Genomic DNA, 26,984 nt, shown 5'->3' with positions numbered 1-26,984 from the left:
AAAGTGTACGGAATTAACTAGAAAGTGCACGGAATTAACTAGAAAATGCACGGAATTAATTAGAAAATATACGGAATTAATTACAAAGTGTACGGAATTAACTAAAAAATGCACTGAATTATTCCAATTTCCCGCGGCATTAACGCAAAGAAGCGCAGAAATAACCAAAAATCTCGCAGAATTACACATACAAAATCCTCGTCGCATCCCATTCAAAACAAAGAATCCGCGGAAGCCACCGCGGACACTTTCTTATCTATTCACATTAAAATAACGAGCCTCAGGATGCGCAAAAACAATCGCTGATACCGATGCTTCAGGTTCCATCATACAGCCCTCGGTTAACTCAATCCCGATTTCCTCCGGATGAATCAACTTAAACAGCTTCTTCTGGTCCTCTAATTCTGGACAAGCCGGGTAACCAAATGAGAAACGCTGCCCTTGATATTTCGCCGTAAAACGATCCTGCATCGTGAAATCAAGCGGATCCGGGAAGCCCCAGCGGTCACGCATCTGACGGTGAATCAACTCGGCAAAGCCTTCAGCAGACTCAAGCGCCAATGATTGGAGCGCATGGCTTTCAAGGAATCGTCCCTCTGCCTTTAACTCATCTGCCTTTTGGCGAATCCCTCTTCCAGCTGTCACCGTAAAGAAGCCAACATAATCCATCACACCGCTGTCAACCGACTTCAAAAAGTCTGCTAAACAAAGGAATGGCGCGGATTCCTGACGAGGGAAATCAAAGGTTTCAATAATGGTCTTTTGATCTTGTGGATCATAAATATATACCTTATTACCATCCGATTGCGCAGGGAAAAATTGATAGGCTGCTGCAGGTGTTATCCAGTTATTTGCACTGGCTTCTGCTAACAATTGATCTACCGTTCCTTTAATTTTCAAGGCTTTTTCATCCTTTTCTGCAAGCAGCTTCGAAAGTTTTCCTTTCAAACCAAGATGATGTCCGATTAACATTTGCATATTAATATACGGCTCAATATGAGAAAGAGAATAGGATCTTAAAATATGCCTTTTTGTGTCCATCGGTGTAAAGACAGGTGCTTCTGTTGACACCGCCGGTTTCACTTTTACCGCAACCGCACTAGCAGCGCGTGTTGGTAATTCCCTTGGTATATCTAACGCCGCCAGCTTTTCGGCTTTATCATCCAATAGCTTTTGATACTCTTCCGGTGATTGCAATTGATTGGCAAGTGATAGACCGTTCATGGCATCCTTTGCATAAAGAACCAGCCCATCATATTCCTTGGCAATCCTTGTATCGGTGAATTTACGAGAAAGGGCAGCTCCGCCAACTAGAATCGGCACAGAAATTCCGGCTTCCTTCATGTCTTGTGCCGTTAACACCATTTGCTGTGCAGACTTTACTAATAATCCTGACAATCCGACCATATCCGGCTTCTCTTCACGAATCGCCTGCACCAAATCCGTTGGAGTAACCTTAATCCCTAAGTCAACGACGTTATAGCCGTTATTACTTAGGATGATATCTACAAGGTTTTTACCGATATCGTGAACATCACCTTTAACCGTTGCTAAAATAACTTTTCCCTTAGAGGCAGACACATCGCCTTTTTCCATATGTGGCTCTAGGAAGGAAACAGAGGCTTTCATGACCTCCGCACTTTGCAGAACCTCTGCGACAATTAACTGGTTATCATTAAACAGGCGGCCGACTTCTTTCATGCCATCCATTAATGGACCGTTAATAATATCTAATGGAGCAGGGTAGGAGGCAAGTGCCAGTTCTAAATCAGGAAGCAAACCTTCTTTTGTGCCTTCAATCACATAGTAAGCCAGTCTTTCTTCTAGTGTCATATTAGGAATGGTTGTTTTTGCTTCCTTCTTCTTCCCGCGGTAAAACTCGGTAAAAGTAGCTAATGTTTCATCTGTTGTATCAAATAACAAAGCCTCTGCTAATTGAACCTCATCCTTCGAGATAGAAGCAAAGCGCTCAAGCTTCTCGGTATTCACAATCGCATAATCCAGGCCAGCCTGTGTACAATGGTAAAGGAAGACTGAATTCAGCACCTCGCGTCCGACCGGAGGAAGACCGAAAGAAACGTTACTTATTCCAAGAATGGTTTGCACTTCAGGCATCGCTTCTTTGATCATCCGAATTCCATCTACGGTTGCTTTAGCTGAGCCAATATATTGTTCATCACCTGTACCAACTGGGAACACGAGCGGGTCAAAGATGAGATCCTGTGGTTTAAGTCCATACTTATGAACTAATAGGTCATGGGAACGTTTGGCAATCTCCAATTTTCGTTCAGCAGAAACCCCCATCCCTTCTTCATCAATGGTTCCGACCACGACAGCCGCGCCATAACGATGGATTAACGGAACAATCGCTTCAAAGCGCTCCTCACCATCCTCAAGGTTGATGGAATTGATTATGGCTTTTCCTTGAGAATACTTGAGTGCTCTTTCAATGACCTTTTCATCTGTGGAGTCAATTACAAGTGGAACCTTAACCTTCTTCACCACTTCTTTAATGAAATTCTCCATATCAACCATTTCGTCTCGATCGGGGTCGGCAAGGCAGATATCAATAACATGTGCGCCGCCCTTTACCTGAGCACGGGCAATTTCTGACGCTTCTTCAAATTTCCCTTCTGTAATTAATCGTTTGAACTTGCGAGAACCGATAACGTTTGTACGTTCCCCAACCATAATCGGTCTTAAAGTGGGATCATCGTAAATAAATGGTTCAATACCAGAAACCATATGCGTGCTTGATGACTGGAATGGACGAGGCTGGTATTGTTTCATCGCTTCAGCAATGACTCTGATATGGTCAGGTGTTGTACCACAGCAGCCGCCGACAATATTCAGCCAGCCATGTGCCGCAAAATCGGAAAGCTTTTTCGCCAATATTTCTGGTGTTTCATGATAGTGACCGTCTTCATCAGGCAAGCCGGCATTGGGATAACAGCTGACAGCGGTCGAAGCCAATCCTGCAAGTGAACGAATGTGATCCTGCATGAATTCAGGACCGGTCGCACAGTTAAGACCGACTGCAATCGGATTCATGTGTTCCACTGAAATAAAGAACGACTCAATCGTTTGTCCGGCCAAGGTTGTCCCCATTGGTTCAATGGTTCCAGAAATAAAGAGCGGCAAAGTTTTACCCGTTTTTGCAAAAGCACTTTGAATACCGACAAAACCCGCTTTCACATTCAATAAGTCCTGGCTAGTTTCTAGTAAAAGTAGATCAACACCGCCATCTATTAAACCAATCGCCTGCTCTTCATAAGTTGCAGAGAGGGCGTCGAAAGTGGTTCCGCCGGTAACACTTAAGGTTTTGGTCGTCGGACCCATGGAACCTGCTACATAACGCGGCCACTCATCGGTCGATACGTTCATGGCCTCTCTGACGGCAAGCATGGCAGCAATTTTATTAATCTCATAAGCTTTAAATCCAAGTTCATATTCATCTAAAACAAGGCTGGTCGCACCAAACGTATTGGTCTCAATGATGTCTGCACCGGCCTCTAAGTATTCACGATGAATACGAGAAATGACGGAAGGAGCTGTTAGAACAAGGTGTTCATTACAGCCTTCATACTGCTCGCCGCCAAAATCCTCTGCTGTAAGATCGGCTTGCTGCAGCATCGTACCCATCGCACCGTCCATGACTAAGATGCGCTTTTTAAGTTGTTCAGAAAATGGTGTTTTCGGCATAGCTGGCCCCCCTCATCTCACTCGCCCGCTGGTTTGTATAAGCAGCGAGTTCTGCTGTTAATTCAAACCTTAAGAATGGTGTAATTAAATAAATTCCATTAAATAAATCTAATGCTGTATCAATAAGCGACTTGGTAATCGCAATTCCTTCTCTAGCGGCCTGAAGCGGGTTATCATTCAAGAGAGCCATCCGGTCACGAATAGAGTCAGCAATTTTGATCCCAGGCACTTCATTATGCAGAAACTCTGCGTTTTTACTACTAGTTAATGGCATTAAGCCAATGTAAATCGGAGTATCAAGATGTTTCGTATTTTCATAGACTTCAATCAATTTCTCCTCAGAAAAAACCGGCTGAGAAATAAAGTAATCGGCGCCATATTGTATCTTCTTCTCCAAACGCTTCACGGCTTTCTCAACCGAACGGACATTTGGATTAAAGGCTGCTGCTACACTAAAAGCTGTTTTTTGTCCTAAGTCCTTCCCCGAGAAAGACAAGCCTTCGTTCATCTGCTTGATCATTTGAATCAATTCAAACGACGACACATCATAGACGGAAGAGGCACCAGGAAAATCGCCAACTCTTGCTGGGTCTCCTGTAATCGCTAAGATATCATTCATTCCAAGTGTATGAAGTCCCATTAAATGCGATTGCAGTCCGATCATGTTGCGGTCGCGGCAGGCGATGTGAATCAGCGGCCGCATACTGTATTCACTTTTTAAAAGATAGCCTAAGGATTCATTAGATATCCGAACGGTTGCCAGCGAATTATCCGCAAGCGTGATGGAATCAATGCCAGCTTCTTTAAGTGCTTTGGCCCCTTCAAAAAATTTAGTCGTATCCAGTTTTCGAGGAGGATCCAATTCGACAATCACCGATGGCCGCTCTTTCACGATTTCCTGCAGGGGAGTGTGTTCCCTTTTTGGAGGAGAATCGACGATAATCGGCTTTTGTTTCAATTTTACAACTTTTTCAGTGACAGGGATACTATTCTTTAATTCAGATGCATAGGCGCGAATATGGTCAGGTGTTGTACCACAGCAGCCCCCAAGTAACCGTACTCCTTCACTGCGAAAACTTTGTGCTGATTTTTGAAAATAATCAGCATCGCCTTCATAATGAAACTTTCCGTCTGTATAGGTAGGAAGGCTGGCGTTTGGATAGGCTGATAGGAAAGCGTGCTTTGGAATTTCCACCTGTTCTAAAGCCAATAACATATGGTGCGGGCCTAAGCGGCAATTGAGGCCGACGACATCGGCGCCAAGGCCTTCCAGTCTTTTTAAAGCATCATTAACAGGTGTCCGGTCCTGCAAAAATCCAGGGTCCTGAAGGGAAACTTGAGCGATAATCGGCAGCTTCGTTTCCTTCCGTGCAATCGTTAGGACGGTTTCGAGCTCTTCTAAGTCGTAGAAGGTTTCGAGTAATAGTCCATCCACACCTTCAAGGAGCAAGCAATATAATTGCTCCCGGAAGCTCCGCTTTAATTCTTCTATTGTCATCGAACTTGTTTTAATCCCACGATTGCCGCCAATAGTCCCGACGACAAAAGCGTTAGCTTGGGCGGCTTTTTTAGCATTCCGGACGGCAGCGCTGTTGATCTCCTTTACCGAGTCTTCCAAGCCATAACGCTGCAGCTTTAAATAATTGGCAGCATAGGTATGGGTTTGAATGACATCCGCTCCGGCATCAATATAAGCTCGATGGATATTTTGGATTTGTTCCGGTTGAGATAGATTCAGCTCTTCCGAACACGAATCCACACCGAACGAATAAAGAAGCGTGCCCATCGCACCATCCGCTATTAGGATCTGTTTTTGTAATTTTTCTAAAAGGTTCATAATCATTCCCCTTGATGTAGGACCAAATGTTTAGTACGAACTTGCTCAAGTGCTTTCGAAAAATCTTTAATCAAATCATCAGGATTTTCAAGTCCTACTGATAGGCGGACAAGTCCATCGGTAATTCCACGCTGATGACGGTCCTCTCGAGACATAGCAGCATGAGACATTTTCGCTGGATAAGAAAGGATTGATTCAACCGCACCTAGACTTACCGCGAAAACAGGGATTTCCACATTCGCAACAAAAGTGCGAAGGGCATCTTCAGTCGCTAATTCAAAGGATAAAACAGCTCCTGGGCCATCTGCTTGCTCTTTTTGAATTTGATATTGCGGGTGGCTTTTAAGCCCTGGGTAGTGAACTTTTTCCACAAGTGGATGTGCATCTAAAAATTCTGCCATTTTTATCGCTGATTTTTGTGATTGCTCGAGGCGGACACTCAATGTCTTAATTCCTCGTAATACGAGCCAGGCGTCTTGAACACCCAAGATAGCCCCAAAGCTATTTTGCAAGAATCCTAGTCTTTTAGCTAATTCTTCATCTTTAACAACGGCAAGCCCTGCTACCACATCACTATGCCCTGCTAAAAATTTTGTTGCACTATGAAGGACAACATCTGCACCAAGTGCTAACGGTTTTTGATGGGAAGGAGTCAGGAAGGTGTTATCAACAAATGTTAACGCTCCGATTTCCTGTGCTATCCTACTAACCGCTCTAATATCTGTTACTTTCATTAATGGATTAGAAGGTGTTTCGACATAAAAGGCTTTTGTATTCGGCTGAATCGCTTCTTTAACGTCCTCTAAGTTGGTCATATCAACAAACGTATGTTCAATGCCAAGTCTTGTAAGAACTTGAGTCACCATTCGGAAGGTGCCACCGTACACATCCTCGGTAATCACAATGTGGTCGCCAGAGGACAGAAGAAGGAAAGCCGTTGAAATAGCGGCCATTCCTGAAGCAAATGCAAATCCTTTCACGCCGCCCTCAAGTTCTGCGATCACATCTTCAAGTGCTTCACGAGTCGGATTTAAACTGCGGCCATAATCATACTTACCAAACGAATCAAAATCAGCTTGATGGAAGGTTGATGCATGCTGGATAGGTACACTTACTGCCCCTGTTACTGGATCAATTTTATGCTTGTTGTGCAGCAGTCTGGTTTCAAAACTATATTCTTCGTGTGCCATTATGCGATCACTCCTTCTTGAACTCTAGCAAAAGCGTTCTGTAAGTCTTCAATAATATCTTGTGAATCTTCAATTCCAACAGAGAAACGTAATAAACGGTTGCAAACGCCGGCTTGGATGCGAATCTCTTCCGGGATATCCATATGTGTTTGCGTTGCAGGGTAAGTAATGAAGCTTTCCGTTCCACCTAAGCTTTCGGCAAAACTGATTAAATTTAAATTCTGTAAAAATGGATTCACCCATGCTTCGTCTTTAATTCTAAAAGAAACCATTCCACCGCGTCCTGGGTAGAGAACATCTGTTACAGCATCACTGTCTGAAAGGAATTCAACGATGGCTTTCGCATTCTTTTCATGTCGGTCCATTCGCAGTGACAATGTTTTCATTCCGCGCATTAATAACCAAGAGTCAAATGGACTTAACACCGCTCCGGCACCGTTATGGTGGAAGGCCAACCCTTCACAAATTTCTTTTCCTTTTGCCACAACAAGGCCAGCCAAGACATCATTATGACCTCCAAGGTATTTGGTGGCACTGTGGATGACGATATCCGCACCAAGACTGATTGGCTGCTGTAAAAGAGGGGTATAGAAGGTATTGTCCACGATTAACAATAATCCATGTTTCTTGGCAATCTTTGATATTGCTGCAATATCTGATTCCTGCATAAGCGGATTGGTTGGTGTTTCTAAGAAAATGGCCTTTGTTTTTGCTGTAATCTTCTTTTCCACTTCTTCCGGACAACAGGTATTCACATATTGAGTGGTTAAGCCCCATTTCTTATAGCCTTTTTCTAATAGGCGGTAGGTGCCGCCATATAAATCCTCGCTCACGATCCATTCGTCTCCGGATTCAAATAAGGCAAGGATTAGTTGAATGGCTGCCATACCTGAACTGCAAGCAAATCCTTGATCCGCACCTTCTAAATCTGCGATTGTTTTTTCAAGGAGCTGGCGGGTAGGGTTTCCGGTGCGGGTATAGTCAAACCCGGTTGATTGCCCGATTCCTTCATGGCGAAAGGCTGTTGAAAAATATACAGGCGGGTTGACGGTTCCAGTTGTTGTTTCGCTGCGGTTGCCAATTTGGGCAAGTTTTGTATCGATTTTGTACATGACGGACACTCCTTGTGGTAAATAAAGTTTATAATGTTTCGCATTAACGCGATTGAGTAATAAAGCTTTTGAATAAATAAAAAAAGTCTTCTTATAAGAAGAAGACTTTTGTATGCACAACGCACTTGTCATTCTTCTTATCTTGCAAATTAGCAATTTGCAGGACTTAGCACCTTTTCAATGAGAATAGACATTGAAGGTTGCTGAGGTGTCGCAGGGCCCTTCCCTCAACCTCTCTTGATAAGAAATTTATTATTTAGATTATTTATAAAATTTACTACAAATCCCGTGGTATGTCAATTTGTTTTTTTTGCAATAACTATATCAATGAAGAAACTGGGCGAAAAATCTTTATATAAAAATATATAAATAGTTAATGGAAAAGTTGTTGACAGTGGTAGTTTATGGATTTATTATGGTGTTATAAGTCGTTCTTAATAGAGAACCTAAATGGGTATTATGTAATGTTAATTAGTAGCTGGAATACATAAATTGATAAAATTATACCATAGTTTCGGGGAATTAATTTAAAAGAAATTCCTTTTAGTTAATTATGGGATTGATGTTCTATTTAGTGAACTTACTATTGATCAGTAGATGGTAAAAACGATGAAATGTTTGGCAGGAGGAAAAGATGAGTGCTATAGCCGGAATATATCATTTAAACGATGAACCAATCAATCTAGAACACGGAAACCGGATGATGAAAGAATTAGAAAAATATCCGGCGGATGATATTCAAACTTGGCATAACGACAAAGTCTTTCTTGGCTGCCATGCACAGTGGATTACACCGGAGTCGGTAGGTGAGAAACTTCCTTATTATGATCATGAACGGAAGTTAGCTATTACGGCTGATGCAATAATAGACAATCGGGAAGAATTATTTGAAAAGTTACAAGTTAAAAAAAATAATAGAGAAACTATGTCCGATAGTGAACTTATTTTACTTTCATATTTTAAATGGGGAAAGGAATCGCCAAAGTATTTAATTGGGGATTTCGCATTTATTATTTGGGATGAAAAAAAACAGCAATTATTTGGAGCAAGGGATTTTTCTGGAGGAAGAACACTTTATTTTAACAGAAATCATAATCGTTTTGCATTTTGTACCGTTATTCATCCTTTACTCAGCTTGCCCAACATTGATAAGAAAATTAATGAACATTGGCTTGCAGAATATCTAGCAATTGTAGGTATGATTGACGTAGTTGATACTACTCAAACCGTTATTAAATCAATAGAACAGATACCTCCATCACATAGTATATCTGTTATTAAGGGTAACGTCACATTTACAAGATTTTGTACATTAACCGATGGGGAAAAGCTTAAACTCAAATCTAATGCTGAGTATGTAGAGGCCTTTCAAAGTGTCTATCAAGAAGCAGTTAAATCAAGATTGCGTACCTTTCGTCAAGTTGGAGCTCAATTAAGCGGAGGACTTGATTCTGGATCAATCGTTAGTTTTGCTTCAGGAATGCTTCAAAATGAAAATAAACAATTACACACGTTAAGTTATATCCCTTCTAAAGGTTTTGAGGATTTTACACCAAGACATTTAATGCCAGATGAAACACCTCTTATTATTAAGGTTGTGGAACATGTAGGTAATCTAAACGCCAATTATTTAGACTTTAATGGTAGAGATCCGTTTTCTGAAATTGATGACTTTCTTGAAATGATGGAAATGCCGTATAAATTTTTTGAGAATTCTTTTTGGTTAAAGGGAATGTTTGAACAGGCGAAAGAGAGGGATATCGGAATTTTACTAAATGGCGGAAGAGGGAACTTAACAATATCTTGGGGCTCAGCAATCGATTACTATGCTGTACTTTTAAAAAAACTAAAATGGATTAAGTTAATAAAGGAATTGCATCAATATAGTTATAGAGTGGGAGGGAGTAAGCATAGATTACTTCCATACATCATAAAAGAAGCATTCCCTAATATTGATCGTTTTATCCATTCAGACAATTCATATCAATTCCCTATGCTAATAAGCCCAGAATTTGCAAATAAGACTGGTGTCTTCGATAAGTTAGCTGAATACGGAATAGATAAAACCGGTTGGTTTTCCTCAAGAAATATTTATGAACAAAGAAAAAGACATTTTGAAGATGTTTTTCATTGGAACGCAAGTAATACGCTCGCGAGCAAACTATCTTTAAATTACTCACTATGGAAACGCGATCCAACTAATGATTTAAGAGTTATTCGTTTCTGTTTGTCGCTCCCAGAAGAACAATATGTCCAAAATGGGATGGATAGGGCACTAATTAGAAGGGCTACAGAAAATATGTTACCAGATAAGATAAGGTTAAATCAACGGATACGCGGTGTTCAAGGAGCAGACTGGGTACATCGCATGGTTCCTGTTTGGAATCAGTTTAAGGAAGAATTAGAGCAACTCAGTAGGGATTCAACTTTATTACAATTTATCGACGCCAGAGTATTAAAGAAGGCAATAAAAAAAGTAACTAAGGAAGTACGACCTGAGTATGCAATTGATCCAGATTTTAAGATATTGATGAGATCGTTAATAGTAAATCGTTTCATAAAAAACTTTACTTGAAAGGAGGTGACTATTTATGAAAAAAGAGTGGAAACAACCTGTATTAGAAGTACTTGATGTCAAAATGACAATGGCCTCAACCGTATGGGGACCATATACTGATGAAGCATATGTACCAGGTCAAGCAGTTGATCCTAAAGATCCAGGAACCTGGAGTCGTTTTACAAGTTAGTAGAAATAGAATGTAAAAGCCCTTATTCATCCAAGTGGTTATAAGGGCTTTTAAAAATTAGTATTTTTTCGGAGTGAAAAGAATGTTTAACACTAGAGAAAAAACTTTCTACAAAGCTTTTGGTTTTAATATCGTTAGTGATATTATCTTTCCAGAGCTTACAACCATTAATGAGCCCCAAGAAAAACATGATATACAAATAATAATGAGTGATGAGATAAAATATAAAAGCGAATTGGAAAAAAGGCCGTATTTTCATATGGTTAGAGAAAATCAAGTTTTATTCTTTATTCCAGAAGTTGCCTTCTTTTCTATCCAGGAGGGTTATTTAATATCATTTTCTCCTTTAAAAAACGTTGATGAAGGTTTGTTGCGACTCTATATTCTTGGAACTTGTATGGGCGTTATCTTAATGAAAAGAAAAATACTACCGCTACATGGTAGTGCAGTAGAAATATCTGGAAAGGTTTATGCGTTTATCGGGGAATCCGGAGCTGGAAAATCTACCCTTGCGAGTGCATTTCTAAATCAAGGTTTTTCTTTACTTAGTGATGATGTAATTCCTATTACAATCCAAAGTTGCAGCCCATTTGTGACTCCGTCTTACCCACAGCAGAAATTATGGCAGGAAAGCCTTGATCAATTAGGGATAGGCTCTACTAATTATCAATCGATTTATGATAGGGAAACAAAGTATCAGGTACCCATTGCTGATAAGTTTAAAATTGAACCTCGACAACTAGCTGGTGTATTTGAATTATCAAAAAAAGAAGGTATTGATGATATTCAACTTTTGAAAATTGGGAAACTAAAAGGTTTCCAAACATTATTTGACCATACATACCGAAATTTTTTGATTCCACGTTTAGGTTTATTAGATTGGCACTTTGATATGTCTTCAAAAATAATTAATGAAATAGACTTATATCAATTACATCGACCAACAGGGAGATTTACTGCTAATGATTTAGTGTCTATGATTCTAAGTACTGTTAAAAAGGAGGAGGATAAATTGTGAAAACAACAAAATATATCTCATTGGAAAGTACAGTTTCACTCAGACCAGGTAATTTAGTAAGTGATATGGATGGAGAAAAAGTAATGTTAAGTATAAAAAACGGAAAATATTACAATCTTGGAGGAGTCGGAGGGGACATTTGGGAACAATTAGAAAAACCAGTTTTAGTATCAAATATTATTAAAAATTTAATGTCTAAATATAATGTAGTTCAGAATGTATGCGAAGAGCAAGTATTGTCTTTCTTATTATTATTAGAAGAGGAACAATTAATAGATAGTAGAATCTGAGTCTAGATTAAGAAAGGATAAAAAAGACTTTGAAAAAAGTGAAATTATTTCTTTCAATGGATAAATTTTCGAGGCTATTATTGGTCGAAGCCTTTCTTTACTTAGCATGGGCCCGTTACTTAAAGGGTAAATCTTTTGCTAAAGTGGCACCAATACTAGGTGAGCAAATGGTTGAGTCTTCTTGTATTTGTGATGAATCAAACATAAAGAATTTAAAACAGATTTCTCAAGCTATACAAATTATGAGTCGATATACCTTATGGGAAAGCATGTGCCTAGTAAGGGCAATTGCTGGATTCAAAATGTTAGAAAGAAGGAAAATTGAGAGCACACTTTATCTGGGAACTGCAAAAAATGAGCATGGTCAATTGATTGCACATGCATGGTTACGAAGTGGCCCTTTATATATAACAGGGGCTGAAGAGATGGGAAGGTTTCTTGTGGTAAGCAAATTTTCAAAAATAATTAGCAATAAAAATGTTTGAAGGAGAAAATTATGAAAAGGAATGCCAGTCTTAATTTAACACTGGTCCCAGAGGAGCTTAAATTAATACTAGAAATTATAAGAGTAGGTAAAACTGGTAACAAACAAATTCACGAAAAATGGAAAAGTGTATCAAATAATTTAGATTGGGATTTATTCCTAGAGTTGGCAATACATCACAGATTGTATCCTATATTGTATTCATATCTAAAAAAAGTAGATACATATAGTATAATTCCTTGTCAGATGATAAAGAAATTATCCCAATTATATAAAATAAACACACTTCAAATGCTTCAATTAAGAGCTGAAATGGATTGTTTGGGAGAATTATTAACCAAAAATCAAATACGTATACTTTTTTTAAAAGGCCCTGTCTTAGGTTCCGAGTTATATGGTGACTTGTCCCTGCGTACATCCTGTGATTTAGACTTTCTTGTACCAATTGGAGAATTGAAGAAGACAGAGAAAGTTCTAATGGACAATGGTTATGAGAAAGATGACTATATTAAAACTGTCTTAGGTGACTGGAAATGGAGGCATCATCATTTAACATATCATAACCGATCTAAAAATATTAAAATTGAAGTTCATTGGAGACTAAATCCTGGTCCAGGAAGTGAACCGAATTTTAGCGAATTATGGGAGAGAAAAAGAAGGATCAAAGGTGGTTTAAATTCACTTTATTATCTAGGGTTAGAGGATTTACTTTTCTTTTTAATTACTCATGGCGCACGGCATGGTTGGTCACGACTAAGATGGTTAATGGATATAGATAGAATTTTAGAAACTAATTTTAATTGGCAAGGAGTTCAATTATTAGATAAATACGGCTATAAACATGTAGCGGGGCAGACTTTTATTTTATCTTCGCAATTACTTAATACGAATATACCATTCAAATTAAAATCATTCATATCCGGAAGGCTACCCAAGAAGCTTTCTCAAGACGCGATTTTTTATATTGAAAAAATGGTTGAATTACATTCGAACAATGTGCCTGAAGATATTGCTAAATACCATAAGCGGCACCTAATATCACTAATGTCGTATCAACAAAAACTTTTATTTAAGTTAAGTTATTTATATCCATATCCAACTGATATTGAAACGTTACCACTACCGAAAAGTTTACACTTCCTATATTTTCTTTTACGTCCTTTTTTATGGCTTTGGAGGAAAACAAGGAAACACACTGTCATAGGAGGATCCTGAAATGAAACAGGTTTTTTATTTTACCAAACAAATCCACTCATTTACTGGAAAAATTCTCTACTTTAATCTTATTGGTATGGTTTTAATAAGTTTGTTTGAAGGAATTGGTATAGTTTTGTTAATTCCGTTAATAAATATATCTGGAATATTCAATGTAGACTCTAATTCTTCATCCATACTCTTCTGGATTTCACAACATTTTCAAAAAATCCCTAAATCATATAGTCTAACCTTAATTTTAATTTTTTATTTCTTATTAATAGTTGGTCATAGTTTATTTCAAAGGCAGCAAACAATTCTTAATATCAGGATTCAACAAGGATTTATTCGTCAATTAAGAGAAGAAACCTATAAGTTAATACTGCAGGCAAGTTGGTCTTTTTTCTTAAATAAAAGAAAGTCTGACTTAATTAATTTAATGACAACTGAAATTTCACGAGTGAATGCAGGAACCAATATGTTTTTACAATTTTTAACCTCCTTAGTATTTACTTTCGTTCAACTGGGGATTGCCTTTTGGCTGTCTTCAAAGATGACTATATTGGTTTTATTTTTCGGTACAGGAATTATCTTTTTTTCAAGGAAATTTATTAATAAATCTAGTTCTCTAGGAAATGAAACATACGAACTAACCACAAGGTTTATGGCGGGAATTACTGACCAATTTAATGGAATTAAAGATATTAAAAGTAATATGCTTGAGCAGATTCATATTTCCTGGTTTCGAGATATTAGCAAGAAGATGGAACTAAATATAATTGATTTAGTCAAATTGAATACAATATCACAACTAGTTTACAAACTTGTGTCTGCCCTACTTATAGTTGTTTTTATGTTTTTTTCTATAAAGATGTTCCAGGTACATCCAGCACAATTAATTCTAATTATTATGATTTTTTCTAGGTTATGGCCTCGTTTTAGTGGATTACAAGCTAACCTTGAGCAATTAGGAGCTATTACTCCTGCTTTTAATGCATTAATAGATTTACAAAAGTTATGTCTAGAATCAAAGGAATTACATGAAGATGATTTTAGCAAAGTAAACACGATACAAATCAGGAATGGCATTAAATGTAGAAATGTAAATTTTCGTTATAATCGTAATGAACCAAACTACGCTCTGAAAAATATAAATTTAACAATCCCATCATTTAAAATGACAGCAATAGTTGGCCGTTCTGGAGCTGGAAAAAGTACATTAATAGATTTGATAATGGGATTAAATCAGCCTGAAACGGGTGAAGTATTAATAGATGATGATATGCTTACTGGGGAAAATTTACATTCCTTGAGGAGATCAATAAGCTATGTACCACAGGATCCGTTCTTGTTTAATGCTACAATACGAGAAAATTTGCTGATAATTAATCAGAATGCAACTGACGAACAAATTTGGGAAGCACTAAAATTTGCAGCAGCTGATGATTTTGTTAGAAATTTATCTAATGGGCTTGAAACACTTATTGGTGATAGAGGAATTAAGCTTTCAGGTGGGGAACGGCAAAGATTGGTTCTTGCTAGAGCAATTCTGCGTAAACCCGCAATTCTGGTTTTAGATGAGGCTACTAGTGCACTTGACACTGAGAATGAATCTAGAATACAGGGTGCAATAGAGAATTTGAAGGGTAAAATGACTGTTATAGTTATTGCTCATAGGCTTTCAACAATTCGTAATGCAGATCAGGTAATTGTACTTGAACATGGAAAGATAATTCAGCAAGGACAATTTACCCAGCTGGCAGCTGAAAAGAAAGGGATGTTCAATAGCTTATTAAAAAAACAAATGGAAGTCAGCGTTTAAAAAAACACCACCCTTTATTATTTTGATTTTATAATATTTTAATTGACATGTTCTATATAAAGAACTAATATAAGGATACAGGTAATTATTATGTTATTTTAAAATTTTTTGAACCTCATGTTCTGTATTGAGAACAAGGAAAGATGAGAAAATAATAAATTAAAAGTGGTGGTGTCATGAATTTTAATGAACAATTAAACACAAGTGAAGAAAAAAAAACAAAGGAAATTGATCTAAAGGAATTATTTATAGTGGTTAAAAGGCGTATATGGATTATTATTCTTATAGCTTTTCTTGGTTGCATAATTGGCGTTTTACAATACCTGAAACCTACTGTTTTACTATATCAAACTTCCTCTAAAGTCATAATTGGAACAGACTCAGAATCTAGAGCTACACTTCAGGTTTTAGTTAGGGATCCAATTGTTTTAGACGAAGTTGTTAATGAGTTAAAACTAAATGAAACATCGGATACCTTGGCTGGTGAAATTACCGTTGCAAGTATTGAAAATTCTCAAGTAGTAAGCGTTAGTGTTATAAATCAAGATCCAGTTTTAGCAGCTAAAATTGCAGATACAACAGCAAAAGTGTTTAAGGAAAAAGTTCCCGAGATTGTTGGTAAAGATTATATAAGGGTATTATCTCAGGCAAAAGTTAACTTAACACCAATTAATCCCAAAAGCAATAAGGTATTATTTATAGCGGTTATTGGAGGGATTGTTATTGGTATAGGATTAGCCTTTTTATTCGACTCTTTAGACGATAAAATTTATATGGGGAGCGACATCGAGAAGAAACTCGGGATTTCAATAATAGGAAAGGTTCCAAAAGTTAATAAAAAAAATATAAAAAGTAATTCAAAAGTTACAAAAGTTGATATAGAGCCTAGGGGTGAGAACATTGGCTATAAATAAATTTGGAAGTCTGATATTTAAAAAAAAGAAAAACATAATTACTTCTTCCCATCCTGATTCTGCTTTTTCAGAGCATTTTCGCATGATTCAAACAAATTTAAGATTTATGATATCAAATCGGGATATTAAAACATATCTAATTACATCACCAAGCAAAGGAGAAGGTAAGTCTACAACTTCTGTTAATTTAGCGGTATCAATTGCTCAGCAAAAGAAAAAAGTGCTCTTAATTGATGCTAATTTAAGAGAACCAAGTTTACATTCGTTTTTTAACTGCTCGAATACTAACGGATTATCTGATGTTCTAACAGGGAGATTATCTTTAGGAGAGGTTATATATCATACTGATACATGGAGGCTTGATCTATTACCAAGTGGCATAGTACCAAGCAATCCATTAGAATTATTGAGTTCAAAAATGATGCAGGATTTATTACTTAAAGTAGCACAACTCTATGATACTATTTTAATTGACTCTAATTCAGTGCTTGAAGTCTCTGACACAAAACTTTTAGCAAATCAATGTGATAGTGTAATTCTAATATTAAAAAATAATAAAAGCACTTTTAGTAAAGCTATTGAAGCAAAAAAAATTTTGGAATTTGCTAAGGCAAAAATAGTCGGAGTAGTAATTAACCAATAAAAGTATAATTTTTTTTGGTTTATATGTTCTTTATTGTGAACTACATAGACTGAAATATAGTTTTGGAGATGTCTCCTTTCCATTATAAATGGAGGCACTCGGTCATGCTGTGGGTTTAAGACCTTAGACGTAAGTCGTCGAGAGTATGATGTGAGGGTGGGTTAGATGCCCAAACTTAATAAAAATAATAATTATGTGTTTTAAAAAAAACATATAATTATTATTTTTATTTATAAGGAGATGTAGAGTATGAAAAATATTAATCAATTTCCAAAATCGATTGTTAAGGCTGTAAGGTATATCAAACAAGAGGCGCCTAAAGAAAAACTGCAAGAGATTAAATATATCTTGGAAAGTGCTATCAATCTAAGAAATAAAAAGTTTGATTAGACTTAAAATATTCGTTTATTGAAAAAGGGGGGAGAATATGACTTATCGCCAAAGAATTTCACTATTTATTTTTATTGATTCTTGTATTTTGCTAACAGCCATTTTCTTTAGTCGTTTATTAGTAAATGCAACAACAGATGTTTTTGCCATTCCTATAGTGATATGTTCATTGGTAATTTTAATTAGCCATCATGCATTATCTTTTAAATTAAATCTTTATAAGAAAGCATGGGAATATGCAAGTATTGGTGAACTAATTAGTATCTTAAAGGTTGTTACATTCTCAATTTTTATTGCTGCAGTTATACAACAAATTTTTATAAAAGAAATACAATTTCGATTGCTGACTGTTACATGGTTGCTGAATTTCTCCTTAATTGGAGGTTCGCGTTTTTGTTGGAGAATGTTTAGAGATTCAATCCTAGATAGAGGAGAAAACAAAAATAGAACTTTAATAGTAGGGGCTGGCTCTGCAGGGATGATGGTGGCAAGGCAGCTTATTAAAAACAATGATGCAGATCTGTTACCAGTAGGTTTTATTGATGATGATGAAAAAAAACATCATTTAGATATCCTTGGAATACCTGTCTTAGGTGGTATCACTCAAATAGAATCAATAGTTAAGAAATTAAATATTGATAATATTGTAATCGCTATACCGTCACTAAGGAAAAAAGAATTAAATATAATCTTTCAAGAGTGTTCTAAAACTAGTGTAAAAACCCAAATAATCCCTAGATTAGAAGATTTAATGACAGGTAAGATATCTGTTAAGCAATTCCGTGAAGTTCAAGTAGAGGACCTACTTGGTAGAGAGCCTGTTGAATTAGATATTAAAACTATCTCAGAAAATATTACGAACAAAGTAGTTTTGGTAACAGGTGCAGGCGGTTCAATTGGATCAGAAATTTGTAGGCAAATAGTTAATTTTAATCCAAAAAAGCTTATTTTATTAGGGCACGGTGAGAATAGTATTTATACAATTGAAATGGAATTAAAGGAAGTCTATAAAAATACAACGATTGAATTTGTTCCTATAATTGCAGATTTACAGGACTCCAAAAAAATAATGATGGTGATGAGTACATATCAACCCGATACAGTATATCATGCGGCTGCTCATAAACATGTACCATTAATGGAAATAAATCCTGAGGAGGCTGTAAAAAATAACATAATTGGAACAATGAATGTTGCTCAAGCAGCAAGTTGGAATAGTGTAAAAACCTTCGTGATGATTTCAACGGACAAAGCGGTAAATCCGACAAGTGTAATGGGAGCTACAAAAAGGTTAGCTGAAATGATTATTCAATATATGGATAAGGAAAGTGAAACAAAGTTTGTCGCTGTACGTTTTGGAAATGTTTTGGGGAGTCGAGGAAGTGTTATTCCATTGTTTAAGAGGCAAATTGAAAAGGGTGGACCAGTAACTGTTACTCATCCTGATATGGTTCGATACTTTATGACCATTCCGGAAGCGTCAAGATTGGTCCTTCAAGCTGGCTCACTAGCAAAGGGTGGTGAGATTTTTGTATTAGATATGGGCGAACCAGTAAAGATTGTTGATCTTGCTAAAAACTTAATAAAACTTTCTGGAAATACAATTGAAGAAATTGGTATTGAGTATACAGGAATTAGGGCTGGAGAGAAGCTTTTTGAAGAATTATTAAAAGAGGAAGAAATCCATGAAAGACAGGTTTACCCTAAGATATATGTGGGTAAGTCATCTAAGTTGTTTATTAAGGAAATAGAGGAGATTACCTCTAACTATACCTCGTGGGAAAAGGAGGAAATACGAGAAAGACTATTAACACTTGCTAATTATAAAGTAGATCGAAATCAAAAACTGACTGTTTCAGTTTAAAAAGGGAGTGAATCAGTAAGTGAAAGTAAGAAAGGCAATTATTCCCGCAGCCGGTCTTGGAACTAGATTTCTGCCTGCTACAAAAGCAATGCCAAAAGAAATGTTACCGATAGTTGATAAACCGACTATTCAATATATAGTCGAGGAAGCTGTTGAATCAGGAATAGAAGATATTATCATCGTTACAGGTAAGGGGAAAAGAGCAATAGAAGACCATTTTGATAATTCATTTGAATTAGAGCAGAACCTAATTGAAAAAGGGAAGTTTGAATTATTAAGTGAAGTGCAAAAGTCCTCTAAACTGGTTGATATCCATTATATTCGCCAAAAAGAGCCAAAGGGATTAGGTCATGCAATATGGTGTGCACGAAAGTTCATTGGGGATGAACCGTTTGCTGTACTTCTTGGGGATGATATTGTAAGGGCTGATAAACCTTGTCTAAAACAGTTAGTTGACCAATATGAGATAAATAATGCATCCATACTTGGTGTTCAAACGGTTCCAGATCAAGAAGTATCAAGATATGGGATAGTTGATGGAAATTGTATGGACGCCAGATTATTCAGTGTTAATAGTCTTGTAGAAAAACCTAAAAAAGTTGAGGCACCGTCCAATCTGGCCATTTTGGGAAGATATATTTTGACTCCCAAAATTTTCGAAATATTAGGAGGGCAGAAGCCTGGTGCGGGTGGAGAAGTCCAACTAACTGATGCGATAGCAGTTCTAAAACAGTATGAAGATGTTTATGCATATGATTTTGAAGGAATAAGGTATGATGTTGGGGAAAAATGGGGCTTTATCCAAACAACTATTGAATTCGCTTTACAGCGTAACGATCTGAGGAATCAATTAATAGATTATTTATCAACTGTTTTTGATAAAGAGTTGGTTTAAAAAAAATCATAGAAATAGGTAATGGTGAAATATTATGCATAAAAAAGTACTTTTTTGTGCAACAGTGGATTATCATTTCAAGGCTTTCCATATTCCATTTTTAAAATGGTTTAGAGAGCAAGGATGGGAGGTTCATGTTGCTGCTAGTGGAGATTTAAAACTTCCATATGTGGACAAAAAATATAATATATCAATTCAGAGATCTCCCTTTAATAAAATCAACATAAAAGCATATATGGAACTTAAAGAGCTTATTAAAAAAAACAATTACAAGATTATTCACTGCCATACCCCGATGGGTGGAGTTATTACAAGGTTAGCAGCTAGACAGTCTAGACAAGTAGGAACAAAGGTTATATACACTGCCCATGGGTTTCATTTTTGTAAAGGAGCACCCATATTAAATTGGATACTTTATTATCCTGCTGAAAGGCTGCTTTCAAGATTCACTGATTGTCTGATAACTATCAACCAGGAAGATTTTAATTTAGCCCAAAATCATAATTTTAAAGCAAAGTCTATTAAACATGTTCATGGAGTAGGTGTAAATACTCAAATTTTTAGCCCTGCGAAAGAATCTAAAAAAATCCAATTGAGAAAAAATCATGGGTACAATGCTCATGATTTTTTAATGTTTTATGCTGCGGAATTTAATGAGAATAAGAATCAAAAATTATTGATTGATTCCCTCACATTGATAAAGGATGAAATTCCAAATGCAAAGCTTTTACTAGCTGGGGAAGGTCCTCTCCTTAATGAATGTAAGGAACTTGTAAATAAATTAGGACTTAATAGTTTTATTCATTTTTTGGGTTATCGTAATGACATAGAAGAACTACTAAAAATCAGTGACATTGCTGTTGCATCAAGTTTAAGAGAAGGTCTTCCAGTAAATATCATGGAGGCTATGGCCAGTGGGTTACCTGTTATTGCCAGTGATAATAGAGGACATAGAGAGTTAGTACAAAACGATAAAAATGGTTGGGTTGTGCGTAATAATCCAGAGGAGTTTTCTAATAGGATTAAAATGATTGCAAAAAGTTATGAATTAAAGAACACGTTTGGTATGAATGGACGTTATATTATCCAGAAAAATTATAGTATTGATAAGGTATTAGAAGAAAAAAGTAATATTTACAAAAATGAAATGGGAGAATTGGAGGACACGATGTGGGCAATCCGTTAAGGATTCTGCATGTTGTTGTGAATATGAATCGTGGTGGTGCAGAAACATTAATAATGAATTTGTATCGAAATATAGATAGGAATAAGATTCAATTTGACTTCTTAACATGTAAAGAGGGAGTATTTGATGGTGAAATAAAAGAAATGGGTGGAAAAATCCATAGAATTCCTTATATTACAGATGTGGGCCACTTTAAATATATACAGGAGCTAAATAAATTTTTTGAAAAAAATAAACATTATAAAATTGTACATTCCCACATGGATAAAATGTCCGGATTAGTTCTTAGATCGGCTAATAGAGCGGGTATACCAATTCGGATTTCACATAGTCATAATACTAGTAGTGAAGGTGGAGTGGCAGCAAAATTTTATAAATGGTATATAGGAAAATATATTATAGCAAATGCTACTAATTTTCTTTCTTGCTCTAATAAGGCCGCTGAATGGTTATTTAAAAGAAAATCCAATCTTTCCGAGACACTAAAAAATGGGATTGAGTTTGAAAAGTTTACGTTTTCAGAAGAAGCTAGAGAATCAATTAGAAAAGAGCTAAACATTGAGAATAAATTTGTTATAGGTCATGTAGGAAGGTTTAACCGGCAAAAAAACCACATCTTTTTAATGAAAATTCTTAATGAAATAAACAATTTAAATAATGAGTGCATTTTGATCTTAGTTGGAGATGGTCCACTAAGAGCTGAAGTGGAAAAACAGGTTAATGAGCTTAAATTAGCAGCAAAAGTAATGTTCTTGGGGGAACGAAGTGATATTAATCATTTACTTCAAGGGTTTGATATATTTGTCTTTCCGTCCCTTCATGAAGGGTTACCTGTTTCGTTAATTGAGGCACAAGCTGCCGGATTACCATGTTTTATTTCAGACGTCATAAGTGATGAGGTAGATTTAGGGGCGAATTTAATAAGGTTTGAAAGTTTAGAAACTGGTCCTGGAAGTTGGGCGCAAAAGCTTTTAACTTTTAGTAAGATAGCTATTAGAAATAATGATGTTGCCACCTTTATTAAAAATAAAGGATATGATATTAGAAAAACTGCTTTATGGCTTGAAGAATTTTATACAGGGATACAAAGAAAGGAAATAAGCATTATTAAAAAAAGTTAATTAGTGAACATGTCAGGATAGATTACTAAGGAGATAAATTATGGCTAAAATTTCATGTTGTATTAGGTTGGGTGAAGTTCCTCTCCATCTTTACCAAATTACCAGTGGATTTCTCTTACTTAACAAATATGGAATTATCAATTTAAAAGTGGAGCGACTAAAAAGGCAAGATGAAAATATATTACCTTACAACATGATGGAAGTCATCATTAATGATGAATTTCGTATTATATATGATGTTAATGATGGTTATGACAATCTATTGTTTAATAGTTCTGATTATATTGAATTTATGAATGAAATGTTGGGAAATGTAGATTTTTATTTTAAGAGGAGCTTTAGTGAAAAATATAACAAAAAATTAAAATATAGACACAAGATTTATCCGCTTGGGCTGAATTATATGGTAACAGTTCCAGGAAATGTTGCACATTTTCCTACCTTTATTGATTCAAGTAAAGAGAAGCTGAAAAAACTAGTAAGGATGTTACCACTTTCTCAGTACTATAATGGCTTATATAATATAGACTCTTTTGAAGATATACCAACTAGAGACAGAGAACCTCGAATTCTCTTTATGGCTCGATTATGGGATACAGCTGGTGATAGTAACATAGGAATATCTCCACTAAAAAAAGAAGAACGTACTTATATTAATGATTTGCGAGTTTCTTGTATAAGACAGTGTCAAAAAGAATTTGGTGAAAAATTTTTCGGGGGGATATCACCATCCAAATTTGCTATTGAAAATTTTCCAGATATAGTAATTCAAGATAAAGGGATTACAAAAAGAAATAACTACATAAAGCAGGTAAAAGAATCGTCAATATGTATAGCTACAATGGGATTGCATGAATCGGTTGGATGGAAATTTGCAGAATATATCGCTGCCAGTAAAGCGATTGTTACTGAAGAACTACATTACGAATTGCCAGGAGATTTTAAAAATGAGAAAAACTTTCTTTTGTTTAAAACACCTGAGCAATGTATAGAACAAATATATAAGTTAGTAAATAGTGAGGAACTTAGGTATCAAATGATGGTAAACAATTTTAACTACTATCATCAGTATGTTAGACCAGATCGATTAGTTTTAAATAGCCTATTAACAGTACTAAATAATGGAGGGATAAAGCTTGAAACCGATTTTAACAGTATTTACACCTACATTTAATCGTGCTTATACTCTTCATTTATGCTATGAAAGTCTTAAAAGACAAACTTGTAAAGATTTTGAATGGCTAATTATCGACGATGGTTCAACGGATAATACAATGGAATTAGTCGATAGTTGGATTGCTGAAGGTGGAGTCAAAATAAACTATGTTTATCAACAAAACCAAGGGATGCATGGTGCTCATAATAAAGCGTATGAATTAATAAAGACAGAGTTAAATGTTTGCATTGATTCCGACGATTTCATGCCTGATGATGGAGTGGAGAAAATTATATCATTTTGGAAAGAAAACGGTAGTAAACACTTTGCTGGAATAATCGGTCTTGATGCGAAAAAAAACGGACAAATAATTGGAACACCATTACCAAGCGGTATAAACGCTGAGAAATTGTCCAATTTGCATGGGAAATATAAAGTTAAAGGGGATAAAAAACTAGTTTATCGAACTGAATTGACCAAAAAGGTTCCACCTTATCCAACTTTTGCAGGTGAAAAATATTGTCCTCTCAGTTATAAATACATTCTTATTGATCAAGAATGTCCCTTACTTCTATTGAATGAAGTACTTTGTCATGTTGAGTATTTAGATGATGGATCAAGTTTGAATATTATAAACCAGTACAAAAAAAACCCTCTGGGTTTTTCTTTTTTTAGAAAAACAGCAATGAAATTTGCCCCAACCTTAAAATCAAAATTTAGAGAATGTATTCATTATGTTTCTAGCAATATTATGATTAAGAACATTAAATTTATTATTGAATCCCCATGTAAATTAATGACTATAATAGCTATCCCTTTTGGCGCAGCACTTTATTTCTATATAAAGAAAACGAGTAAAGTAACTGTCTTAAAAAGTGATTAAGTTTCAATAATATTTTATTAGATACTCGGTCTAATAGTACTGAAAGGAAATAAAGATGACTATTCTTTGGATAAATCTTTTTATTACTTTTACTTTAGCCTATTTTGCAAGATATTTTGCTAATGTAACAAATTACTCAAATTCGCTTGTTATAAGTAGACCCAGGAAATTGTTGATATTTGGTGCTGTGACATGCCTAATATTAGTATCAGGGCTAAGGGGGGCATCAATCGGTGATACACAAGCATATATGCAATCTTATATAGATAATAATTTTACTTGGAATTACGTTATAAATCAAAAGGATATTGGCTTTGGGATTATTCAAATGATTTTAAAAAAATATACGGATGATCCACAATTTTTAATCTTTATAGCAGCTTTAATTACTAATTTGCTAATTATCCTAGTTTTTTATAAGTACTCTAGAATGATAGAGTTAAGTGTTTTCGTTTATATTGCAAGTGGTTTTTTCATAACCTCTATGAATGGCTTACGTCAATGTCTGGCTGCCTCAATTGTTTTTGCTTCAACTAAGTTTCTTTTAGAGGGTAGTTGGAAGAGATATTTTATTATTATTCTTTTAGCATCAACGATTCATGAATCTGCATTTATTCTTATACCTATTTATTTTATTGTAAGAAGGAAAGCATGGACAAAAGCTACACTTCTTTTAATAGGATTTGCCGTATTTATTGTTATTGGATTTAATCAATTTACGGAAGTATTATTTTCTGCCATAAAAGATACACAATATAGTGGATATAAAGATTTCACAGAAGGTGGTGCGAATTTTCTAAGAGTTTTAGTAGAAGGTGCCCCATTATTAATTGCCTTTTTGGGAAGGGAAAAACTAAGTAAAATAATGCCTTATAGTGATTATTTTGTGAATATGGGAATAATAAGTCTCCTTTTTATGATTATTTCCACACAAAATTGGATTTTTGCAAGGTTTTCAATTTACTTTAGTTTGTATCAATTTATTCTGATAGCTTGGATTATTAAAACATTTAAAGAAGAAAGTCAAAGATTTATTTATTTTTCAATAATAATGTGCTATTTAATTTACCATTACTATGACAGTGTTATAGCAATGAATGTTATTTATAAAAGTAACTATATAATATTCTAAATAATAATTATAAAGATTATTGAGAGTAATTTAATGGGAGAATTATATGAAGGGTTTGCACCAATTCAGGGTGTTGATTGTTAAATATAATCGATGCGTGAGATAATGAAAAGTTTGAATTTAATTGGAAATCCTCGTTAACTTAATGTTAAGGAGGATTTTTTTATTTAACAGTATAAGGAGATAGTGTAATGAATATTTCAGAAAAATTAACAGAACATGAACTATTAGAAATTTTATTAACTAGTTATAAGAAAGGGCAAGAAAAGGATCATATTTTAGTAGCGGATTTGTTGGAAGAAATGAAACAACTAGTCTTATCAGTGATTAATGAAAGGTAAATGATGTTATCTATGATAAAAATGAAAATAAAGCTGGGTGAAAATATATGAAACGAATTTTTGATCTGGTTATTTCTATTCCCTTATTGATATGTTTTTCTCCCCTTATTTTTATTACAGCTTTTTTAGTAAGAATTAAATTGGGTAAACCAATTATTTATAAACAGCAACGGCCAGGACTGTATGGAAAACCATTTTATATTTATAAATTTAGAACAATGACTAGCGAACGTGGGGGCGACGGGCAATTATTACCGGATCATGTACGCTTAACTCCATTTGGAAGATTACTGAGAAAATACAGTTTAGATGAATTACTTCAGTTAGTTAATGTATTAAAAGGGGACATAAGTATTGTAGGCCCTAGGCCGCTATTAATGGAATATCTTCCTTTGTACAATTCTCAGCAATCCAGACGTCACCTTGTAAAACCGGGAATAACAGGTTGGGCACAGGTGAATGGTCGTAATACAATTTCATGGGAGGAAAAGTTCCGGTTGGATGTATGGTATGTAGATAATCAAAGCCTGTTTTTAGATTTGAAGATACTATACCTTACTTTTATTAAAGTAGTAAAATCTGAAGGTATTCAAGCGGGGGAAGATGTTACAATGCCAGTTTTTAAAGGGAATTCGGAAAAGATAAATTCATGAAAAATGGACTTTATGAGAAGACGTTATAAAGGTTGTGAGATTTTGATATGTATCAATTTAAAATAATTAATAGCCAAGAGATGTGGGAAAAAACTATAAGAAATTTTAAAACCACCGATTGCTACTATTCGTTTGAATATGGGAACTTATTTGCAAAGATTGAAAATGGAAATTTAATGGCAGCGTATTATGAGGATTGTGGAATGAGAATTTTTTATCCCTTTATTAAAAGAAGGGTTCCACATGTAGATAATGAACTATATGACATAGTTACTCCTTATGGGTATGGTGGACCACTAATAAGTGGTATTAATAACAAAGATTCCTTCTGCAAATTTTGTGAAATGTTTAGTTCTTTTTGTCGACTAAATAACATAATAGTTGAAATAATTAGGTTTCATCCATTCTAT

The 26,984-nt window shown here is 35.4% G+C and carries 23 protein-coding genes, 1 pseudogene and 1 riboswitch; of the genes and pseudogenes, 20 read left to right on the top strand and 4 right to left on the bottom strand.

Going from position 1 to position 26,984, the window contains the following annotated elements:
• Window positions 1–252 precede the first annotated feature (252 nt).
• Genes metH through V7077_RS18255 form a run of 4 tightly spaced genes read right to left on the bottom strand, consistent with a single transcriptional unit; the run spans window position 253 to window position 7,841 of the window.
• Window positions 253–3,702: a methionine synthase gene (gene metH, locus V7077_RS18270; RefSeq protein WP_335504530.1), complete on the bottom strand. Its 3,450-nt coding sequence runs from the start codon at window positions 3,700–3,702 to the stop codon at window positions 253–255.
• On the bottom strand, window positions 3,680–5,539 hold the full coding sequence (locus V7077_RS18265) for a bifunctional homocysteine S-methyltransferase/methylenetetrahydrofolate reductase (RefSeq protein ID WP_335504528.1): 1,860 nt from the start codon (window positions 5,537–5,539) through the stop codon (window positions 3,680–3,682). The genes metH and V7077_RS18265 overlap by 23 nt, the downstream gene beginning before the upstream one ends.
• Window positions 5,540–5,541: 2 nt before the next feature.
• Entirely contained in the window at window positions 5,542–6,729 is a 1,188-nt protein-coding gene (gene metC / locus V7077_RS18260) for a cystathionine beta-lyase (RefSeq protein WP_335504526.1), read from the bottom strand.
• Window positions 6,729–7,841 (bottom strand): methionine biosynthesis PLP-dependent protein, encoded by a 1,113-nt coding sequence (locus tag V7077_RS18255; protein ID WP_335504524.1) that lies wholly within the window; start codon window positions 7,839–7,841, stop codon window positions 6,729–6,731. The genes metC and V7077_RS18255 overlap by 1 nt, the downstream gene beginning before the upstream one ends.
• A gap of 134 nt (window positions 7,842–7,975) precedes the next feature.
• Window positions 7,976–8,088, bottom strand: a riboswitch (SAM riboswitch).
• 387 nt (window positions 8,089–8,475) lie between these two features.
• Between V7077_RS18255 and V7077_RS18250 the strand changes: the two genes are divergently transcribed.
• The 20 genes and pseudogenes from V7077_RS18250 to V7077_RS18155 all read left to right on the top strand — a co-directional run.
• On the top strand, window positions 8,476–10,416 hold the full coding sequence (locus V7077_RS18250; RefSeq protein ID WP_335504522.1) for a lasso peptide isopeptide bond-forming cyclase: 1,941 nt from the start codon (window positions 8,476–8,478) through the stop codon (window positions 10,414–10,416).
• 16 nt (window positions 10,417–10,432) lie between these two features.
• On the top strand, window positions 10,433–10,588 hold the full coding sequence (locus V7077_RS18245) for a paeninodin family lasso peptide (protein WP_335504520.1): 156 nt from the start codon (window positions 10,433–10,435) through the stop codon (window positions 10,586–10,588).
• A gap of 82 nt (window positions 10,589–10,670) precedes the next feature.
• A complete protein-coding gene (locus V7077_RS18240) occupies window positions 10,671–11,606 on the top strand; it encodes an aldolase (RefSeq protein ID WP_335504518.1) in 936 nt (311 codons plus the stop codon).
• Entirely contained in the window at window positions 11,600–11,896 is a 297-nt protein-coding gene (locus V7077_RS18235) for a lasso peptide biosynthesis PqqD family chaperone (RefSeq protein ID WP_335504636.1), read from the top strand. Before V7077_RS18240 ends, V7077_RS18235 begins: the two co-directional genes overlap by 7 nt.
• 56 nt (window positions 11,897–11,952) lie before the next feature.
• Window positions 11,953–12,381 carry a lasso peptide biosynthesis B2 protein gene (locus V7077_RS18230; RefSeq protein WP_335504635.1) on the top strand — a complete coding sequence of 143 codons (429 nt, stop codon included), beginning with the start codon at window positions 11,953–11,955 and terminating at the stop codon, window positions 12,379–12,381.
• An 11-nt stretch (window positions 12,382–12,392) separates the two neighbouring features.
• Window positions 12,393–13,595, top strand: a complete 1,203-nt coding sequence (locus V7077_RS18225; RefSeq protein WP_335504516.1) for a nucleotidyltransferase domain-containing protein — start codon at window positions 12,393–12,395, stop codon at window positions 13,593–13,595.
• Between the two features lies 1 nt (window position 13,596).
• Complete coding sequence (locus tag V7077_RS18220) at window positions 13,597–15,396, top strand: ABC transporter ATP-binding protein (RefSeq protein WP_335504514.1); 1,800 nt, start codon at window positions 13,597–13,599, stop codon at window positions 15,394–15,396.
• Window positions 15,397–15,572: 176 nt separating this feature from the next.
• Window positions 15,573–16,310, top strand: a complete 738-nt coding sequence (locus V7077_RS18215) for a YveK family protein (protein WP_335504512.1) — start codon at window positions 15,573–15,575, stop codon at window positions 16,308–16,310.
• Complete coding sequence (locus V7077_RS18210) at window positions 16,288–16,953, top strand: CpsD/CapB family tyrosine-protein kinase (protein ID WP_420489672.1); 666 nt, start codon at window positions 16,288–16,290, stop codon at window positions 16,951–16,953. The genes V7077_RS18215 and V7077_RS18210 overlap by 23 nt, the downstream gene beginning before the upstream one ends.
• A gap of 249 nt (window positions 16,954–17,202) precedes the next feature.
• The gene (locus tag V7077_RS18205) at window positions 17,203–17,343 is read left to right on the top strand and encodes a hypothetical protein (protein WP_335504509.1); all 141 of its coding nucleotides are present in this window, start codon (window positions 17,203–17,205) and stop codon (window positions 17,341–17,343) included.
• Between the two features lie 37 nt (window positions 17,344–17,380).
• Window positions 17,381–19,207, top strand: coding sequence for a polysaccharide biosynthesis protein (locus tag V7077_RS18200; RefSeq protein ID WP_335504507.1), 1,827 nt, complete (start codon window positions 17,381–17,383; stop codon window positions 19,205–19,207).
• 19 nt (window positions 19,208–19,226) lie between these two features.
• Window positions 19,227–20,102, top strand: coding sequence for a UTP--glucose-1-phosphate uridylyltransferase GalU (gene galU, locus V7077_RS18195; protein WP_335504505.1), 876 nt, complete (start codon window positions 19,227–19,229; stop codon window positions 20,100–20,102).
• 31 nt (window positions 20,103–20,133) lie between these two features.
• Window positions 20,134–21,288 carry a glycosyltransferase family 4 protein gene (locus V7077_RS18190; RefSeq protein WP_335504634.1) on the top strand — a complete coding sequence of 385 codons (1,155 nt, stop codon included), beginning with the start codon at window positions 20,134–20,136 and terminating at the stop codon, window positions 21,286–21,288.
• Window positions 21,273–22,409 (top strand): glycosyltransferase family 1 protein, encoded by a 1,137-nt coding sequence (locus V7077_RS18185; protein ID WP_335504503.1) that lies wholly within the window; start codon window positions 21,273–21,275, stop codon window positions 22,407–22,409. Before V7077_RS18190 ends, V7077_RS18185 begins: the two co-directional genes overlap by 16 nt.
• Window positions 22,410–22,449: 40 nt before the next feature.
• Complete coding sequence (locus V7077_RS18180; RefSeq protein ID WP_335504501.1) at window positions 22,450–23,583, top strand: glycosyltransferase family 1 protein; 1,134 nt, start codon at window positions 22,450–22,452, stop codon at window positions 23,581–23,583.
• Entirely contained in the window at window positions 23,546–24,448 is a 903-nt protein-coding gene (locus V7077_RS18175) for a glycosyltransferase family 2 protein (protein WP_335504498.1), read from the top strand. The genes V7077_RS18180 and V7077_RS18175 overlap by 38 nt, the downstream gene beginning before the upstream one ends.
• Before the next feature lie 55 nt (window positions 24,449–24,503).
• Window positions 24,504–25,580, top strand: coding sequence for an EpsG family protein (locus tag V7077_RS18170; RefSeq protein WP_335504496.1), 1,077 nt, complete (start codon window positions 24,504–24,506; stop codon window positions 25,578–25,580).
• 191 nt (window positions 25,581–25,771) lie between these two features.
• On the top strand, window positions 25,772–25,921 hold the full coding sequence (locus V7077_RS18165; RefSeq protein ID WP_335504494.1) for a hypothetical protein: 150 nt from the start codon (window positions 25,772–25,774) through the stop codon (window positions 25,919–25,921).
• 47 nt (window positions 25,922–25,968) lie between these two features.
• Entirely contained in the window at window positions 25,969–26,574 is a 606-nt protein-coding gene (locus tag V7077_RS18160) for a sugar transferase (RefSeq protein ID WP_335504492.1), read from the top strand.
• Between the two features lie 47 nt (window positions 26,575–26,621).
• A pseudogene (locus V7077_RS18155) lies at window positions 26,622–26,984 on the top strand (hypothetical protein); the annotation flags it as partial.

This window comes from Neobacillus vireti (genome assembly GCF_036962465.1).
GTDB classification, from domain to species: domain Bacteria; phylum Bacillota; class Bacilli; order Bacillales; family Cytobacillaceae; genus Neobacillus; species Neobacillus vireti_B.
The sequence above is the reverse complement of the archived record's forward strand: the minus strand, read 5'-3'. Positions and strand labels throughout refer to the sequence as shown.

Coding starts and splice junctions, on each gene's coding strand:
- metH (WP_335504530.1), bottom strand. CDS start 3,702: ATGCCGAAAACACCATTTTCTGAACAACTTAAAAAGCGCATCTTAGTC.
- V7077_RS18265 (WP_335504528.1), bottom strand. CDS start 5,539: ATGAACCTTTTAGAAAAATTACAAAAACAGATCCTAATAGCGGATGGT.
- metC (WP_335504526.1), bottom strand. CDS start 6,729: ATGGCACACGAAGAATATAGTTTTGAAACCAGACTGCTGCACAACAAG.
- V7077_RS18255 (WP_335504524.1), bottom strand. CDS start 7,841: ATGTACAAAATCGATACAAAACTTGCCCAAATTGGCAACCGCAGCGAA.
- V7077_RS18250 (WP_335504522.1), top strand. CDS start 8,476: ATGAGTGCTATAGCCGGAATATATCATTTAAACGATGAACCAATCAAT.
- V7077_RS18245 (WP_335504520.1), top strand. CDS start 10,433: ATGAAAAAAGAGTGGAAACAACCTGTATTAGAAGTACTTGATGTCAAA.
- V7077_RS18240 (WP_335504518.1), top strand. CDS start 10,671: ATGTTTAACACTAGAGAAAAAACTTTCTACAAAGCTTTTGGTTTTAAT.
- V7077_RS18230 (WP_335504635.1), top strand. CDS start 11,953: ATGGATAAATTTTCGAGGCTATTATTGGTCGAAGCCTTTCTTTACTTA.
- V7077_RS18225 (WP_335504516.1), top strand. CDS start 12,393: ATGAAAAGGAATGCCAGTCTTAATTTAACACTGGTCCCAGAGGAGCTT.
- V7077_RS18220 (WP_335504514.1), top strand. CDS start 13,597: ATGAAACAGGTTTTTTATTTTACCAAACAAATCCACTCATTTACTGGA.
- V7077_RS18215 (WP_335504512.1), top strand. CDS start 15,573: ATGAATTTTAATGAACAATTAAACACAAGTGAAGAAAAAAAAACAAAG.
- V7077_RS18205 (WP_335504509.1), top strand. CDS start 17,203: ATGAAAAATATTAATCAATTTCCAAAATCGATTGTTAAGGCTGTAAGG.
- V7077_RS18200 (WP_335504507.1), top strand. CDS start 17,381: ATGACTTATCGCCAAAGAATTTCACTATTTATTTTTATTGATTCTTGT.
- V7077_RS18180 (WP_335504501.1), top strand. CDS start 22,450: ATGGCTAAAATTTCATGTTGTATTAGGTTGGGTGAAGTTCCTCTCCAT.
- V7077_RS18170 (WP_335504496.1), top strand. CDS start 24,504: ATGACTATTCTTTGGATAAATCTTTTTATTACTTTTACTTTAGCCTAT.
- V7077_RS18165 (WP_335504494.1), top strand. CDS start 25,772: ATGAATATTTCAGAAAAATTAACAGAACATGAACTATTAGAAATTTTA.
- V7077_RS18160 (WP_335504492.1), top strand. CDS start 25,969: ATGAAACGAATTTTTGATCTGGTTATTTCTATTCCCTTATTGATATGT.